Raw genomic sequence first — 16297 nt, 5'->3', positions numbered from 1 at the left:
AACGAACCGATGTCCTCAAGCACCGCGCGCTTTCGCTTCCCGGCAGCATTGGCCGCCTGCCTGCTGTTGGCCACCGGTTGTTCGTGGCTACCCGAGAAGGTCGACGAAACCAAGGACTGGTCCGCCGCTAAGCTCTACTCGGAAGCCAAGGACAACCTGAACGAGGGCAATTACGAGGCGGCGCTCAATTACTATGAAAAACTCCAGGCCCGCTATCCGTTCGGGCGCTATGCGCAGCAGGCGCAGCTGGAGTCGATCTACGCATACTACAAGGATGGCGAGGCGGATTCAGCCATTGCCGCAGCAGACCGCTTCATCCGCACCTATCCACGCCATCCCTTCGTCGATTACGCCTACTACCTGAAGGGGCTGACGAACTTTGAGCGTCAGGGCAGCCCGCTCGATCGCGTGCTGCCGCCGGACCCGACACGAACCGACTCCGCCGTCGCCATGCAGTCGTTCAACGACTTCAACGATCTGGTGACCAAATTCCCACAGAGCCGCTACGCCGAGGATGCCCGCAAGCGCATGCTGTTCCTGCGCAACAACCTGGCGACCTACGAGCTCAACGTTGCTCACTTCTATGCCGACCGTGGCGACTACGTTGCTGCGATCAACCGCGCCAAGTACATCATTGCCAACTATGCCAGCAGTCCTGCCGCCGGTGATGCGCTGGCGGTCATGGCACGCGCCTATATCGGACTCGGCATGTACGACCTGGCCAGCGACGCCTTGCGCGTGCTGCGCCAGAATTATCCGCAGCACCCGGAGCTGGCGACGCTGACCGCCCAGCTAGGTGCCCAGGGCAAGCGTTGATCAAGGGAGAGCGGGCGATGTGGGATTTCTTTTCGACGGTACGCCACCGGCATTCGGTCCGGCATTATCAGAGTGACATGCCGGTCGAAGATGCACCGCTGCACGCCATCCTTGAAATGGCCTGTGCAGCGCCTTCCGCAGGCGACCTGCAGGCCTATCGCATCATCGTCGTGCGCGACCCCGCGGAGCGAGCCGCCCTGGCTGCGGCCGCTGAAAATCAGCAGTTCATCGCCGAGGCGCCGGTCTGCCTGGTGTTTTGCGCCGACCCGAAGCGCTCGGCCCGGGAGTTCGGGGAACGAGGCGAACGTCTCTACGCCATTCAGGACACGACGATCGCCGCTGCATATGCTCAGCTGGCGGTTGTCGCCGCCGGCATGGGCTCAGCCTGGATCGGTTACTTCGATACGGATGCAGTGCGTCGCCTGCTCACACTCGACACCGAGCTTGAGCCGATCGCACTGATGACGATCGGCTATCCCGCCGAACTGCCGACGGCCACGCCACGTCGACGCATAAACGACGTGGTCAGCTTCCGCTGAGCCTGGATCAACGGCCCCAGTCCAGCCTGACGGTCACGGCAGGCTGGCCAGGTAGGCCGCCAGTGCCCGGACGTCGTCATCCGACAGCGGCTTAACCAAGCCGCGCATCACGGAACCACCGGCGCGGTCGCTGCCATCACGGAAATCCAGCAGGATACGCTCAAGATAAGCCGGCTTCTGGCTTGCCAGGCGGGCACGGCCCTCGATGCCATGAGCATCGACTCCGTGGCAGGACTGGCAGCGTGCCGTGAATAAACCCTTACCAACCGCCAGCTGCTTGGCATCCCCCGGAATCGGCGGTTTCGGCGGCAGGCTGTTGTAGTAAGCCACCAGCAACGCCTTGTCGGCATCGGTCATGCCGGTGCTGAGTTCGTTCATGACCCGCCGGTGGCGCTCAGAGCCACCAAATTGCCGCAGCTGTGCGGCCAGGTAGTCGACCGACTGCCCGGCAAGGTTCGGATAGTCGGGACGCGTCGCGCCGCCGTCACTGCCGTGGCAATAAGCGCAGAACGCCGCCCGGTCGCGTCCTTTTTCCAACAGTTCAGTCTTAGCCTGAGGCGATTTCGCCGCCTGGGCCAGCAGTGCACTGGCCTGCTCGGCGATCACCTCCCCCGCGAGCGCCGTCCCCCCTGCCAGCACACCGAACAATGCGACAAACAGGGAAAACACACTCCGCCTTGGCCTGACCATGCCTGCCCTCCTCAGCTGCTTCACCGCAGTAATCATAGGACGGCATCAGCGTGTCTTGTGTCACGCCGCGGCTACCTTTCTGCGGTCCTTTTCAGCGCTTGAAACCCGAAGTGATTGGATAGCGCCGATCGCGCCCAAACGCCCGCGGAGTAATGCGCACGCCGGGTGCAGCCTGACGACGCTTGTACTCGTTGACGATCACCAGCCGAGCCACGCGCTCCACGTCTGCTCGTTCAAAGCCAGCGGAGACGATGTCTTCAACCGAGCGATCCTGCTCGACATACGCTTCAAGAATCGCGTCAAGCTCAGCGTAGTCCGGCAGACTGTCCTGATCCTTCTGATCCGGCCGCAATTCCGCCGAGGGGGCACGATCGATCACCCGCTGCGGGATCACCGGCTCCTGTGCATTACGCCAATAGGCAAGCCGATACACCAGGGTCTTCGGCACATCCTTGATCGGCGCGAAGCCTCCTGCCATATCGCCATACAGTGTCGAATAGCCGACGGCCGTCTCGCTTTTGTTACTGGTGGTCAACACCAACTTGCCGGACTTGTTCGACAGCGCCATCAGCAGCACGCCACGGCAGCGCGCCTGGATATTTTCTTCAGTCGTGTCAAAGGATTTGCCAGCGAACAGAGGCTCCAGGATAGACAGGAAGGACTGAAACGCCGGCTCGATCGGCAACACGTGATACTCGACACCCAACCGCTGCGCTTCCCGGGCTGCATCTTCGTTGCTCATGTCAGCGGTGAAACGCGATGGCATGGATACCGCCACGACACCTTCCGGACCAATGGCGTCCACAGCGATGGCCAGTGTCAGTGCCGAATCGATTCCTCCGGACAAACCAAGCACCACTCCGCTGAAACCGTTCTTGCGCACATAGTCACGCGTACCGAGCACCAGCGCGGAATACACTTCTGCTTCATCGCGCAGCGCTTCCGCTACCGCACCGCGATGCACGCGGACTGATGCCCCGACATCGACGGTCACGGGGTACAGGCCCTCCGTAAAAGCAGGCGCCCGCTGCATCAACTCCCCACTGCCATCGACGACCATTGAACCACCGTCGAACACCAGCTCATCCTGGCCTCCGACCTGATTGACGTAGATAACCGGTAATCCAGTCTCCCGCGCCCGTGCGGCCAGCACCGAATGTCGCTCCGATGACTTTGCCCGATGGTAGGGCGAGGCGTTCAGGTTCAGCAGCAACTGCGCGCCTGCTGCCTTGGCCAGTGCGGCGGGCTGCGGTTGCCAGATGTCCTCGCAGATCGTCAGCCCGAGACGGACGCCCGCATACTCGATGACAAGCGCCCCTTTCCCAGACTCGAAATAGCGCTTTTCATCGAACACGCCGTAGTTCGGCAGGCATTGCTTGGCATAAATCGCCTGCACGGCACCATCCACGACGAAAGCCGCCGCATTGTAGAGATGGCCATCACTAGCCCACGGGAAACCAATGACCAGGGCAACACCCGCCGCCGCCATAGCGATCTCGTTCAGTGAGGCTTCGCTCTGGCGGATGACTTCCGGGCGCAGCAGCAAATCCTCCGGCGGATAGCCGGTAATCGCCAGCTCCGGAAACACGACAACATCCGCGCCATGCTGCTCACGCGCCTGGCGTGCGAGTTCAATGATGCGCCGAGCGTTGCCGGTGATGTCACCCACCAGCGGATCGAACTGTGCCATGACGACAGTCAGGGTGGCAGGGCTCGTATTCACAATGATCTCCCGAATAGCGGCAGTCCGACGCCGACGCACACCATGCACTTTCCACACCGTGCCCCGACGATTTCATGCCCAGCGGAAACCCAATCCGGTTTCCACTGCTCTCCGGCATCCGTCGCCGGTTGAACAAACAAGAAAAAGGGGCGGACTGGCGTCCGCCCCTTTCAGATCGAGTGGTGCAGACGCTCAGCCAGCAAAGAACTCGTTGATCGCCGCGCCAATATCAGCCGGCGAACGCACCGTCTTGACGCCCGCAGCCTCAAGCGCAGCAAACTTATCCTTGGCCGTACCCTTACCGCCAGCGATGATCGCGCCAGCATGGCCCATGCGCTTGCCAGGAGGTGCCGTCACACCGGCAATGTAGGCGACGACCGGCTTGCGCACATTGGCCTTGATGAATTCGGCAGCTTCTTCCTCGGCGGAACCGCCGATTTCACCGACCATGACGATGCCCTTGGTGGCGCTGTCGGCTTCGAACATCTCAAGCACATCAATGAAGCTCATGCCGTGGATCGGGTCACCACCAATGCCGACGCAGGTCGACTGGCCTAGACCGATACGCGTCGTCTGGTGTACCGCTTCGTAGGTGAGCGTGCCGGAACGCGACACGATACCAATCTTGCCCGGCAGGTGGATGTGGCCGGGCATGATGCCCATTTTGCATTCGCCAGGAGTGATCAGACCCGGGCAGTTCGGACCGATCAGTTTGATATCCGAACCCTTCAGCGCCGCCTTGACCTTGAGCATATCCATGACCGGGATGCCCTCGGTGATGCAGGCGATCACCTTGACGCCGGCATCAGCCGCTTCAAGGATCGCATCAGCCGCGAAAGGTGCCGGAACATAGATCATCGAAGCATTGGCACCGGCATCTTTGACGGCTTCGTGCACGGTGTTGAACACCGGCTTGCCGAGATGGGTGGAGCCGCCCTTGCCGGGGCTGACTCCGCCGACCAGATTGGTGCCATAAGCCAGACACTGCTCGGAGTGGAACGTGCCCTGAGAGCCAGTGAAGCCCTGGCAGATCAGCTTCGTGTTCTTGTCGATCAGAATGCTCATGTATCCCCCTGAATTACTTCGCAGCGGCGACGGCGGCCTTGGCAGCTTCGGTCAGATCGTCGGCAGCGATGATGTTCATGCCGCTCTCCGAGAGCATTTTGCGACCGGCCTCGACGTTGGTGCCCTGCAGACGCACCACCACGGGAATGGTCAGACCGACTTCCTTGACTGCGGCGATGATGCCCTCGGCGATCAGATCGCAGCGCACGATGCCACCGAAGATGTTGACGAAGATCGCGCGAACCTTGTCGGAGGAGAGGATGAGCTTGAACGCCTTGGCCACACGCTCGGCGGTGGCACCGCCACCGACATCGAGGAAGTTGGCCGGCTCACCACCGTGCAGCTTGACCATGTCCATCGTGGCCATGGCCAGACCGGCACCGTTAACCATGCAGCCGATGTTGCCGTCGAGCGCGACGTAATTCAGGCCGATTTCGTGCGCCATGTTCTCGCGCTCGTCTTCCTGGGTCGAGTCACGCATCTCGGCGAGATCTTTGTGCCGATACAGAGCGTTATCGTCCAGGCCGACCTTCGCATCAAGCGCGAGCAGCTTGCCCTCGCCGGTGACGATCAGCGGGTTGATCTCAACCAGCGACGCATCCTTGGCGACGAACATGTCATAAAGACCATGCATGACCTTGACCAGATGATCGACCTGCGGCTTCGCCAGCCCCATGCCGAAGCCCATCTGCCGCGCCTCATAGGCCTGGAAACCCGCGGTCGGATCGACGGTTACGGTCAGGATTTTTTCGGGCGTGCTTTCCGCAACTTCCTCGATATCCATGCCGCCTTCGGACGAACCGACGAATGCAATGCGCTTGCTGCTGCGATCGACGAGCACCGACAGGTACAGCTCGTTGACGATGTTCAATCCTTCTTCGATCAGCAGCGCATGAATCGGCAGGCCTTCCGGGCCCGTCTGCTTGGTCGCCAGACGCGAACCGAGCAGCTGCCCGGCAATGTCCTCGACCTCCTGCAGGCTGCGCGCGAGCTTGACGCCGCCAGCCTTGCCACGACCACCCGCATGGACCTGGGCCTTGACCACCCAAATCGAGCCGCCGAGCTCCTTGGCGGCGTCTACGGCCTCCTTCGGAGAAGTCGCCTTGATGCCACGCGGAACCGCAACGCCGAACTGGCGGAAAAGCTCCTTAGCTTGGTATTCGTGCAGATTCATGCGAATTCCACCCCCTTTCGATAGGAGCCGGTATCCTAACTGAACACCCGCGAAAAATCCTGTGCCGCCACAATGCCGGCGCACCTCAATCCAAGTTGCTCACCATGCTGAAACTGCTGCTGTTATTCCTGTTGGTCGCTGCAATTTGGTGGTGGTGGAAACGCCGCTGGCAGCGACCAAGTATCCCGATGGAAACTCCGCCGGCGTACCGCCCGATGGTGCGTTGTGCGCACTGCGGCTTACACTTTCCAGCGTCACAGGCCGTACGCGATGCGGCGGGTGACAGTTATTGCTGTAAGGAGCATCGCGCACTTGGAAGGAACCCGTCCTGATTCGCCAGGCGGACTTTCGGAAATCCGGAGAGTCATTGAACCATGCCGAGGGACACCGACAGCCTCCTCGATCGCCGCCGAAACTGGCAGGTTTATCGCGCCTACATTCTGTATCGCCTGGTCATTGCCGCTTTGCTGCTGGCCGTCGCACTGCTGGGCGAACAGGGCCGCGTGTTTGGCGCACGTGACCCGTCATTGTTCTGGGCATCGGCAAACATCTATTTTTTTCTGGTCGCAGCAGGCTTTTGTCTGAGTTACTACCGCCACATTACGCTACCGATACAAGCCATCGTTCAGGCATTCATTGACATCGGCGTATTCGCTGCATTGATCTACACCGGCAGTGGCGGCAGCGGCAGTCTGGGGGCACTGCTGGTATCAGCGATCGCGGGCTCGGCCATCCTGCTCCCGCGCCGTCTGGTTGTCGCAGTGACCGCATTGAGCTGCCTTACGATCTTTGCAGCCTGGTTCAGCAACCTGTGGGAAGAATTTGCCGCACGCACAGGCGCCCCGTACTTCATGTTCGACCTTTTACCGTCACTGCTGAATACCGCGCAGCAGCGTGGCGGGGAAGCCGCTCAGATCATCACCTTGTGTTTAGCGATCGCCGGGGCATCCACTGCCGCCTTTGCCATCGCGGAACGGACACGGCGCAACGAAACACTGGTCAACGAACGCACTCACGAACTGCTGCAGATCGCAGAACTCAACGCCGAAATCATCCGCCATCTGCAATCCGGTATCGTCGTTGTCGATCGCATGGCGCGGGTGACGCTGATGAACCAGACCGCTGCGGAATTACTCGACTTTCACGAGGAAGCGGAAGGACGGCCGCTGTCGGAGATTTCCCCTGAGTTATCCCAACGCCTGGCGGCCTGGCTCGGAGCCGGCCTGACGCAACCCCGCCCCTTTCGCCCCGCCGATCATCTGCCAGAGCTGATTCCTGAATTCACTCCGCTATCGGGCAACCTGGCTTTCGAAACGATGGTCTTCCTCGAAGACTCCGCCGCGGCCGCACAGCGCCTGCAGCAGATCAAACTCGCCGCCCTCGGTCGCCTGACGGCAAGCATCGCTCACGAGATACGCAACCCCTTGGCATCGATCAGCCACGCGGCACAATTGCTGGCGGAGTCCACGGCGAATCCCGCCGAGAAACGCCTGGGTAAGATCATTTTCGACAATGCGGGACGTGCCAGCCGGATTATCAGCAACGTGCTCGACCTTTCCCGTCGAGACAAAGCCCATGCTGAAGACCTGACACTACACCCATGGCTCGAAGACTTTTGCCGGGAGTTCATGCGTGGGCATGGAGAACCGGCACCGGAGATGGAAATCCGCGTACAACCCGACACCCTCCGGGTCAGCTTTGACAGTGGCCATCTACGGCAAGTCCTGTGGAATCTGTGTGATAACGCCTGCGAGCACGGCACGCCTGAAGGCAGTACTCCACGGATCCGCTTACTGGCCGCTATGGATGCCGAACGCCATCGTCCCTATATCGAGGTAATCGATGAAGGCGCTGGCATACCGGAGCCTGAGGCCAAAAAGATTTTCGAGCCGTTCTTCACCACTAACCCGCAGGGCACTGGCCTCGGCCTCTATATCGCCCGCGAACTCTGCGAAGCCAATCGAGCCCAGTTGCAATATCTGGCCAATCATGGCCCCGGCAGCCGCTTTCGCATCACGCTGCCGCCGACTGCGCGCACAACCGAGGGGTCAACATGGAAAGTTGCCGCGCCCTGATCCTCGACGACGAGGACGACCTGCGCGAATTGATCGCACTGACGCTGGAGCCCATGGGGGTGCAGTGCGTACCCGCCGCAAAGCTAGCACAGGCCAAAACATTGCTCGAAGACGGCAGCCGCTATCAGTTTTGTATTACCGACATGCGTCTGCCCGACGGTGACGGACTTGAGCTGGTGGCCTATATCCAGCGCCTTCATCCGGACATTCCTGTCGCCGTCATTACTGCACATGGCAATGTGGAAACGGCCGTTGAAGCCCTCAAATTAGGCGCGTTCGACTTCGTCTCCAAACCTTTTGATATCGCCACACTGCGCCATCTCGTCAACCAGGCACGCAAGCTCGCACCGTTACCTGACGGACGTGAAAACACCAATCACCGCTCCGATCTCATCGGTCGATCACCCGCCATGGAGCATGTGCGGGCAATGATCCGCAAGCTCGCACGCAGCCAGGCACCCGTGCTTGTCAGCGGCGAATCCGGCACCGGCAAAGAAGTCGTTGCACGCCTGATTCATGCGCATGGACCTCGCGCCGACCGCCCGTTCATCCCGGTGAACTGTGGAGCGATACCGGCTGAGCTGATGGAATCGGAGTTCTTCGGCCACAAGCGCGGCGCCTTCACAGGCGCGAACACAGACAAGCAGGGCCTGTTTCAAGCAGCAGAAGGCGGCACGCTGTTCCTCGATGAAGTTGCCGAACTGCCCCCCCCAATGCAAGTCAAGCTGCTGCGTGCGATCCAGGAGCGTGCAGTGCGCCCGGTCGGCGCGGCGCACGAACAGCCTGTCGACGTTCGTATCCTCTCAGCCAGTCATCAGGATCTCGTGCGCATGGTTCACGAGGGCCGCTTTCGCCAGGACCTTTACTACCGACTCAACGTCATCGAGCTGCGCCTGCCGCCGTTGCGCGAACGCCCTGAAGATATTGAACCACTGTGCGCCCATCTGCTCGGGCGTCTTGCAGGTGACCATCCCTGTCCCCGCCTGTCAGCACGGGCTCTGGACGGCCTGCGCACGTATCCTTTCCCCGGCAACATCCGTGAGCTAGAAAACATTCTCGAACGGGCTTGGACTCTTAGCGAAGGCCAGACCATTGACGTCGATGATCTTCAACTGCCTGACACATGCACCGCACCCTCCCCACATCAGCACGTCACTCAGGTTTCTGATCTCGAGCGCTATCTTGAAAGCTTAGAGAAGGAAGCCATTGAGGCCGCTTTGCTCGCCTGCCAACACAACAAAACTGCTGCTGCAGAGAAGCTCGGTATCAGCTTCCGGGCCTTACGCTATCGGCTGAAAAAGCTCGGCCTCGACTGACCCTCGACGTCAAGAGCTGACGAAAATTGTCACCCAGCCACACGCCCTGCCCCATGCCGATGACGCTTAAGCCTTAAAAACCCTGACTTAGCGTGCTGCGGCATTGCACCAATTGTTGGTGGCATTCAATTTGCTCTACTCAAAGCATGGTCACTCTAGCAGCGCTGACCATTTCCTCTATCCACAAGGAGAGTCGAAGGTGAAAAAAACTCAACAGGGCTTTACCCTCATTGAATTAATGATCGTTGTCGCGATCATCGGCATCTTGGCTGCTGTAGCCATTCCCTCGTATCAGGACTACACGAAGAAAGCCAAAATGTCTGAAGTGGTTTTGGCAGCCAGCGCTTGTCGCACAACCATCACAGAGGTCTATCAAACTGGTAGTTCGACAACGTCACCTGGAGCCAATGGCTGGGGCTGTGAAGCCAATACCGGCACTGGCGGTACTGCTCCAACCAAATACGTGAAAAGCGTCACAACGGATAAAAATGGCGTCATTACCGTCACAGCCCAGAACTTTGGCGACACCGACATTGATAACAAGTCTATTGTTTTGACTCCTTATGCAAACGATATGGCCGCGATGGCCGCTCCAACCAACATGGGCAGCCCGGTCTTCAAGTGGGTATGCGGCCCTGCAGGTACTGATGGTATCCCGGCGAAGTTTTTACCGGGCTCCTGCCGCGGTTAACGATTCAAGTCCAGCTGCTGCCGTATTACTAACTTAGACGGCACACAACGAGCTGCAATCACGAAAATTCGTGCTTGCAGCTCGTTGTATCATCAGTCAGATATAAATTAATCACGGATACGTCGTAATCTTTAAACTGTTCATCACTGCGCTGAATCAGGCTAAAGCATCATCAGCGCTTTTTAAAAATCCATGGCGTTTACAAAGACGCACGTTCCATCGACCGGGATGCTCTTTCCGCCCCCCCCTGCTTGATCTGTTCTGCTGGCCTTGCCGGCTTCCCGTTCCACGCTTTGCACCGATTCGATGCTATTAGTACAGTGTCCTCTGCTTCTAGCAGCGAAATCTCCTTCCAAGCGAACGTGCAGAGCGACACCAAATGGCAGCTTCCCGCCCCTCCCAGCACCCGGATTCATCGAACTTGCCAGGGCTGCTACGGCATCTCGTCAAGGACGGCCTCTTATCGGAAGAAAAAGCCAAAAATATCAATTCACTATCACAGAACGGTGATACCAGCCTCACCTCGCTCCTCGTAGAGCAGAAACTTGCCAAAGCAGCCGACATCGCCTCAGCGCTGCAACGTAACCTCGGGCTCCCCCTGCTTGACCTGAAAGCAGTCGACTTCTCCCAGGCCCCCATTGATGCGGTAAGCGAAAAACTGATCCGCAAACATCGTGTCATCCCCCTCTTGAAGCGAGGCATGCGTCTATTTGTCGGCCTCGCCGATCCGACCGATCAAGAAGGACTGGATGAGATCAAATTTCAGTGTGGCCTTTCGCTCGAACCGATCATTGTACTGGAGGACCAGATAGGCCCAGTCATCGAGCAAGCGCTCGACAAACCCGTGACGGAGATGGCCGGGCAGTTGGATGAAGGTCTCGACAACATCACAGTTGAAGGCGGTGATTTCGATACTGGTGTTGATGACTCAACTGCAACAGGGGCCGCCGGCACTGGCGATGCTGACGACACCCCCATCGTGCGTTTCGTCAACCGTGTATTGCTTGATGCAATTAATCGTGGAGCTTCGGACATTCACTTCGAACCCTACGAAACACAGTACAGGGTACGCTTCCGCATTGATGGCATGCTTCATGAAATGGCGAGGCCGCCTAGCAATTTAGCAACCCGTATTGCTGCTCGCCTGAAAGTCATGGCACACCTTGATATCGCGGAAAGGCGTGTGCCTCAGGACGGTCGAATCAAGATGCGACTTTCAGCGAAGCGCGCCATCGACTTCCGCATGAATACACTGCCGACTCTATACGGCGAAAAAGTTGTGCTGCGTATTCTCGACTCCGGCAGCGCCAAGCTTGGCATCGACGCACTTGGTTATGAGCCAGACCAGAAAAAACTATTTCTCAACGCTCTCATGAAACCACAGGGCATGGTTCTGGTCACTGGTCCTACCGGCTCTGGCAAGACCGTGTCTCTCTATACAGGCTTAAACATCCTTAATACCGCGGAAGTCAATATATCAACAGCCGAAGACCCAGTAGAAATTCAGCTGTCGGGAATCAACCAAGTCAATGTTAACCTGAAAACTGGCATGACCTTCGCGAATGCACTGCGCGCATTCCTTCGTCAGGATCCAGACATCATCATGGTCGGCGAGATCCGCGACTTGGAAACAGCCGAAATCGCCATCAAGGCTGCACAAACAGGTCATATGGTGCTTTCCACCCTGCACACCAATGACGCGCCACAAACGTTATCGCGCTTGATGAATATGGGTGTTGAGCCTTACAACATCGCATCAAGCGTTTCTCTGATTATCGCTCAGCGTCTGGCGCGCCGTTTATGTTCGAATTGCAAAGCTGAAGATCACAGCATTCCCCCAGAAGAGCTAATAAAGTTAGGCTTCAAAGCCGATGAGCTGAATTCACTGACGATCTATAAACCGATCGGCTGCGATCAGTGCACTGGAGGATACAAAGGCCGAGTAGGCATCTACCAAGTCATGCCAATTTCAGAAGAAATGGGGCGAATCATGATGGCTGGCGGTAACGCCATTCAGCTGGCTGACCAAGCACGTAAGGAAGGCGTGCGCGATTTGCGTGAGTCTGGTCTGCTCAAAGTGCGGCAGGGCGTAACTGGACTCGATGAGGTCAACCGCGTGACCAAGGATTAAAACAGGAGAGCAAAAAGATGGCAAAAACGCCAGCAAAAGTCGCACAATCCCCGCAGGAAACGGTGTATTTATGGGACGGGGTTGATAAGCGAGGGAAACGCGTTAAAGGAGAATTACGCAGCGCCAACGAGCTCTTAGTAAAAGCCGAATTGCGCCGACAGGGCATTGTCGTCGGCAAGGTTAAAAAGAAGCCAAAACCATTATTTACCTTTGGCAACAAAATCACACCACACGATATCATGCTGGTAACACGGCAATTATCGACAATGCTCAATGCGGGCGTTCCAGTTGTGCAATCGCTTGATATGCTTGTCAATGGTGCACGAAGCCCAAAACTGCGCGACATGCTGCGTGAAATCAAAACGGATGTCGAAAGTGGACTCCCGTTTGCAGCAGCACTCGGCCGCCACCCATTATATTTTGATAACCTTTACTGCAATCTGGTTAATGCTGGAGAAGAGGCTGGTGTGCTCGACGGCATCCTGGCAAAAATTGCCGTTTACAAAGAAAAAAGCGAAAGCATAAAGGCAAAAGTAAAAAAAGCTTTGCTATACCCAACCATTGTTTTATTTGTCGCCGTCATAGTCACTGTTTTTATTCTTATTTTTGTAATTCCTCAGTTTGAGTCTTTATTTAAAGGATTCGGGGCTGACTTGCCCGCTTTCACACGAATGGTTATCTCCGCCTCTCAGTTCATGCAAGCTTGGTGGTACCTGCTAATCGGCGGCGGAGTTATTACAGCATTTGGGCTTATTGAGTCGCATAAACGCTCTGCTGCTTTTCGTGAAAGCGTAGATCGCTTATCATTACGATTACCGATTCTTGGCAATATCATGACACTGTCTGCCAATTCACGCTTTGCTCGCACCTTAGCGACAATGTTTGGAGGTGGCGTGCCCCTTGTCGATGCCATGCGCTCTGTAGCCGGTGCAACAGGTAACATCGTTTACGAAAAAGCTGTACTTGAAATGAGAGATGCCGTTGCCTCCGGCCAGCAACTTAACTTTGCGATGCGCCAGACAACATTATTCCCCGATATGGTCGTGCAGATGGTTTCTATCGGTGAGGAAGCAGGCTCTCTCTCTGACATGCTCGATAAAGTTGCTGATTTCTATGAAGAAGAACTCGACAATAAAATCGGTGCACTGACTACCTTAATCGAACCATTAGTTATGGCCTTATTGGCTGGCATTGTTGGCAGTTTAGTCATCGCGATGTATCTACCAATATTCAAACTCGGCTCTGTGGTTTGAGATGGACATGGATTTTTGGCAACTGCTGGCGAATTCACCCGCTCTGTACACTGCATGTGCGGGTCTACTCGGATTGCTGGTCGGTAGTTTTCTGAACGTGGTTATCCACCGCTTACCACTTATGCTGGAACAGCGCTGGGCCGCCGAATGCGCCGAGCTTCATGGAGCCCCACCACCACAAAAACAGCCTTTTAACCTGCTCACACCTCCCTCCCATTGTCCGAAATGCAAACGACCAATTCGACCGCTTGAAAATATCCCCCTGCTCAGCTGGATCATGCTGCGTGGTCGCTGCCGTGGTTGTGGTACGAACATTCCATGGATCTATCCATTCACCGAACTCGCTTCGTGCCTAATATCTATAGCTGTCGTTGCGCATTTCGGCTGGACAACCCAGAGCATCGCAGCTCTCGGTTTGAGCTGGGCTTTGCTGGTTTTAGCTATTATCGATTTACAAACCTATCTACTACCTGATTCCATTACTCTTCCCGGATTATGGGCGGGCTTGCTGGCCGCTCTACTCCCGATATTTACTCCATTACCTGATGCAGTCATCGGCGCGGCAGCCGGATATTTATCTTTATGGAGCGTCTACTGGCTGTTTCGACTTACCACAGGCAAGGAGGGAATGGGATATGGAGATTTTAAGCTGCTGGCCATGCTCGGGGCTTGGCTGGGCTGGCAAATGCTGCCCGTCATTATTTTTGGTTCGGCAGCCGTTGGCGCGGTAATCGGTATTGCGCTGCAGTTGAGTGGTCGACTGGAACGCGGGCATCCACTTCCATATGGACCATTTCTGGCTATAGCTGGATGGATCAGCATGCTCTGGGGTGCTGAAATCGTCACCGCGTACCAACAATTCGCCGGTTTCTGAAATGCTCATCGTTGGATTGACTGGCGGAATTGGCAGCGGCAAGTCCGCTGCTGCAGCTTTATTCGCTCAGCGATATGGTGTTCCGGTGATTGACACGGACCTGCTGGCTCGTGAAGTCGTCGAACCCGGTACACCTGCGCTCACTGAAATTGAACGAACTTTCGGACCAGAGGTCATCGAGCCTTCAGGGAAACTTGACCGGGGCGAGATGCGTCGGCGTATTTTCGCCGACCCACAAGTGCGATCCCGCCTAGAGGCAATCGTCCATCCGCGCATCAGAGCGCTTGCAACTGAACGCATCGCTGCACTGAACGCACCGTACTGTCTTCTCGTCGTACCCTTGCTGGTCGAAGGCGACATGCGTGCGATGGTGGACCGCGTGCTGGTCATTGACGCCCCCCCCGACCAGCAAGTGGCGCGTGTCATGGATCGAGATGGTAACGATGAAGCCTTGGCTCGCGCCATTGTTGCTGCACAAGCAGAGCGAGGGCACCGACTGGCTGTCGCAGATGACGTTCTGGCAAATGATGGAACCTTGCTGCAACTCGAAGCAGCCGTAGCAGAGCTGCACAAGCACTACCTCTCAATTGCGCAAACGCGTGAGTGCGGTTTGTAGCGTTTGCCGGTGACACGCCCTTCCCCGACAATGCTCGCTCCTTTCTGCTGCACAGGATCCGCCGTGGATCGCGTTGTCTGGTACGAACAGCCTCTCAATGAACGCTATCGCATGTTGCTGCGACTCGAGTTCCTATTTGCTCGCGTGCACCACGCTGCTGCCGGCTGGGCGATCTGGGACAGCCGATCGGCACTGGAGATTCTCATCGAGCTGTTGAGTCAAGTCGGTCGAGCCGAAGTTAGAACGGAGATATCCAAAGAGCTTGAACGGCTCACTTCTCTGGTAGCGCGCACATCCAGCGGACATGAGGACAACGAAGAGATCATGTCCCGGCTGCCCGACTTGGTTCATGCTGGATCGGCTCTGTTCGATATTGATTCACGTCAAATCGAAGATATTCGTCGTAATGGCTTTCTCAGCAATCTGAGGCAGAGGACCAGCATTCCAGGAGGCAGCTGCTCGTTCGATCTACCGGCTTTACACTACTGGCTCAATCGTGATGCCGAAATCCGCCACGAACAGCTCGATGCCTGGCTGCATGTACTCGAACCGATCGCCACCGCCACTCGCATGATCCTGGAAGTCATGCGCGGCAGTACCCCAGCCGTACATGAGATTGCTCAAAGCGGCTTTTATCAGCAGACACTGGACACCTCTGGACCGCTGGTACAGCTGGTACGCATCGGGCTGCACGCCGAAGCCGATGCATTTGCTGAAATCAGCGGCGGACGCCATCGCTACTCCGTGCGCTTTCTACGACAGCCAAGCCCCGTCAAACGCCCCTTTCAGACAGAGGAGGACATTGGCTTCCTACTGGCATGCTGCGCACTGTGAGCGCCGTGAATACGTCGCTTAGTGACTGGCGCTGAAGTGAAAAGACGCCTGAAAAATCTGACTGCTGCGGTGTGTGCTCACTTCAGCCCGCCACTCACGACTCCCCGTCGTACACACAGGCAGCAAAGCCTGTCCACGCCAGGTTCCGTTCGGCTGCAGACGCAAGCGAAAGCGCGCCAAGCCCATGTCCATGCCGTCCATCGTAAACTCGATCTCGACCGCATCCACAACTGGGCCCTGAGTAATGACCTCGACAGGAAAGGTCTTCAGCGGCTGCACTTCCTGACCGAGGTATAAGGCGATCGCAAGACCCGGCACACTCGCTGAGCACGGAATTCCAACCGGTTGGCAGGCCGGATCATCAAGCGACATAGGAATGCCCTCTGCCATCGGGCCGTGAAGCCAACGCGTCAGACGCGGTGATAGCACACCAGCCAGCGTTCCCAGCACAAGCAGCGAGATGATCAGCAAGGCAATCTGCCGCCGCGCTGCTGCCCCTA

Annotated in this window: 16 protein-coding genes; 11 read left to right on the top strand and 5 right to left on the bottom strand. The window is 57.3% G+C overall.

The window, feature by feature from the left end:
- The first annotated feature begins 9 nt into the window (after positions 1 to 9).
- Entirely contained in the window at positions 10 to 816 is an 807-nt protein-coding gene (locus C7443_RS10935; RefSeq protein ID WP_110018634.1) for an outer membrane protein assembly factor BamD, read from the top strand.
- Between the two features lie 17 nt (positions 817 to 833).
- Complete coding sequence (locus C7443_RS10930) at positions 834 to 1355, top strand: nitroreductase family protein (RefSeq protein WP_110018633.1); 522 nt, start codon at positions 834 to 836, stop codon at positions 1353 to 1355.
- A gap of 33 nt (positions 1356 to 1388) precedes the next feature.
- Here the strand turns inward: C7443_RS10930 and C7443_RS10925 are convergent, their stop codons facing one another.
- From C7443_RS10925 to sucC, 4 genes are all read right to left on the bottom strand, one after another.
- Complete coding sequence (locus C7443_RS10925; RefSeq protein WP_170123584.1) at positions 1389 to 2045, bottom strand: c-type cytochrome; 657 nt, start codon at positions 2043 to 2045, stop codon at positions 1389 to 1391.
- Between the two features lie 91 nt (positions 2046 to 2136).
- Positions 2137 to 3768, bottom strand: a complete 1632-nt coding sequence (locus C7443_RS10920) for an NAD+ synthase (RefSeq protein ID WP_281279404.1) — start codon at positions 3766 to 3768, stop codon at positions 2137 to 2139.
- Between the two features lie 192 nt (positions 3769 to 3960).
- Positions 3961 to 4833 (bottom strand): succinate--CoA ligase subunit alpha, encoded by an 873-nt coding sequence (sucD, locus tag C7443_RS10915; protein WP_110018630.1) that lies wholly within the window; start codon positions 4831 to 4833, stop codon positions 3961 to 3963.
- A 13-nt stretch (positions 4834 to 4846) separates the two neighbouring features.
- Positions 4847 to 6007 carry an ADP-forming succinate--CoA ligase subunit beta gene (gene sucC, locus C7443_RS10910; RefSeq protein ID WP_110018629.1) on the bottom strand — a complete coding sequence of 387 codons (1161 nt, stop codon included), beginning with the start codon at positions 6005 to 6007 and terminating at the stop codon, positions 4847 to 4849.
- 104 nt (positions 6008 to 6111) lie between these two features.
- Here sucC and C7443_RS20525 point away from each other — a divergent pair, with 104 nt between their 5' ends.
- From C7443_RS20525 to zapD, 9 genes are all read left to right on the top strand, one after another.
- Positions 6112 to 6339, top strand: a complete 228-nt coding sequence (locus C7443_RS20525; protein ID WP_281279403.1) for a PP0621 family protein — start codon at positions 6112 to 6114, stop codon at positions 6337 to 6339.
- A 42-nt stretch (positions 6340 to 6381) separates the two neighbouring features.
- Positions 6382 to 8082, top strand: coding sequence for a two-component system sensor histidine kinase NtrB (locus tag C7443_RS10905; protein ID WP_110018628.1), 1701 nt, complete (start codon positions 6382 to 6384; stop codon positions 8080 to 8082).
- Positions 8061 to 9398 (top strand): sigma-54-dependent transcriptional regulator, encoded by a 1338-nt coding sequence (locus C7443_RS10900; RefSeq protein WP_110018627.1) that lies wholly within the window; start codon positions 8061 to 8063, stop codon positions 9396 to 9398. The genes C7443_RS10905 and C7443_RS10900 overlap by 22 nt, the downstream gene beginning before the upstream one ends.
- A gap of 199 nt (positions 9399 to 9597) precedes the next feature.
- Positions 9598 to 10089 carry a pilin gene (locus tag C7443_RS10895; protein ID WP_110018626.1) on the top strand — a complete coding sequence of 164 codons (492 nt, stop codon included), beginning with the start codon at positions 9598 to 9600 and terminating at the stop codon, positions 10087 to 10089.
- A gap of 379 nt (positions 10090 to 10468) precedes the next feature.
- Complete coding sequence (gene pilB / locus C7443_RS10890; RefSeq protein ID WP_110018625.1) at positions 10469 to 12220, top strand: type IV-A pilus assembly ATPase PilB; 1752 nt, start codon at positions 10469 to 10471, stop codon at positions 12218 to 12220.
- A gap of 17 nt (positions 12221 to 12237) precedes the next feature.
- Positions 12238 to 13473, top strand: a complete 1236-nt coding sequence (locus C7443_RS10885; protein ID WP_110018624.1) for a type II secretion system F family protein — start codon at positions 12238 to 12240, stop codon at positions 13471 to 13473.
- Positions 13474 to 13480: 7 nt separating this feature from the next.
- Entirely contained in the window at positions 13481 to 14347 is an 867-nt protein-coding gene (locus C7443_RS10880) for a prepilin peptidase (protein ID WP_110018623.1), read from the top strand.
- Between the two features lies 1 nt (position 14348).
- Positions 14349 to 14963, top strand: coding sequence for a dephospho-CoA kinase (coaE, locus tag C7443_RS10875; RefSeq protein ID WP_110018622.1), 615 nt, complete (start codon positions 14349 to 14351; stop codon positions 14961 to 14963).
- A gap of 63 nt (positions 14964 to 15026) precedes the next feature.
- Positions 15027 to 15797: a cell division protein ZapD gene (gene zapD / locus C7443_RS10870; protein ID WP_170123583.1), complete on the top strand. Its 771-nt coding sequence runs from the start codon at positions 15027 to 15029 to the stop codon at positions 15795 to 15797.
- Positions 15798 to 15815: 18 nt separating this feature from the next.
- Here the strand turns inward: zapD and C7443_RS10865 are convergent, their stop codons facing one another.
- Positions 15816 to 16268 (bottom strand): hypothetical protein, encoded by a 453-nt coding sequence (locus C7443_RS10865; RefSeq protein WP_146213286.1) that lies wholly within the window; start codon positions 16266 to 16268, stop codon positions 15816 to 15818.
- Positions 16269 to 16297: the final 29 nt, after the last annotated feature.

Source organism: Plasticicumulans acidivorans (genome assembly GCF_003182095.1).
Classification (GTDB): Bacteria; Pseudomonadota; Gammaproteobacteria; order Competibacterales; family Competibacteraceae; genus Plasticicumulans; species Plasticicumulans acidivorans.
This window is presented reverse-complemented; position numbering and strand designations above follow the sequence as displayed.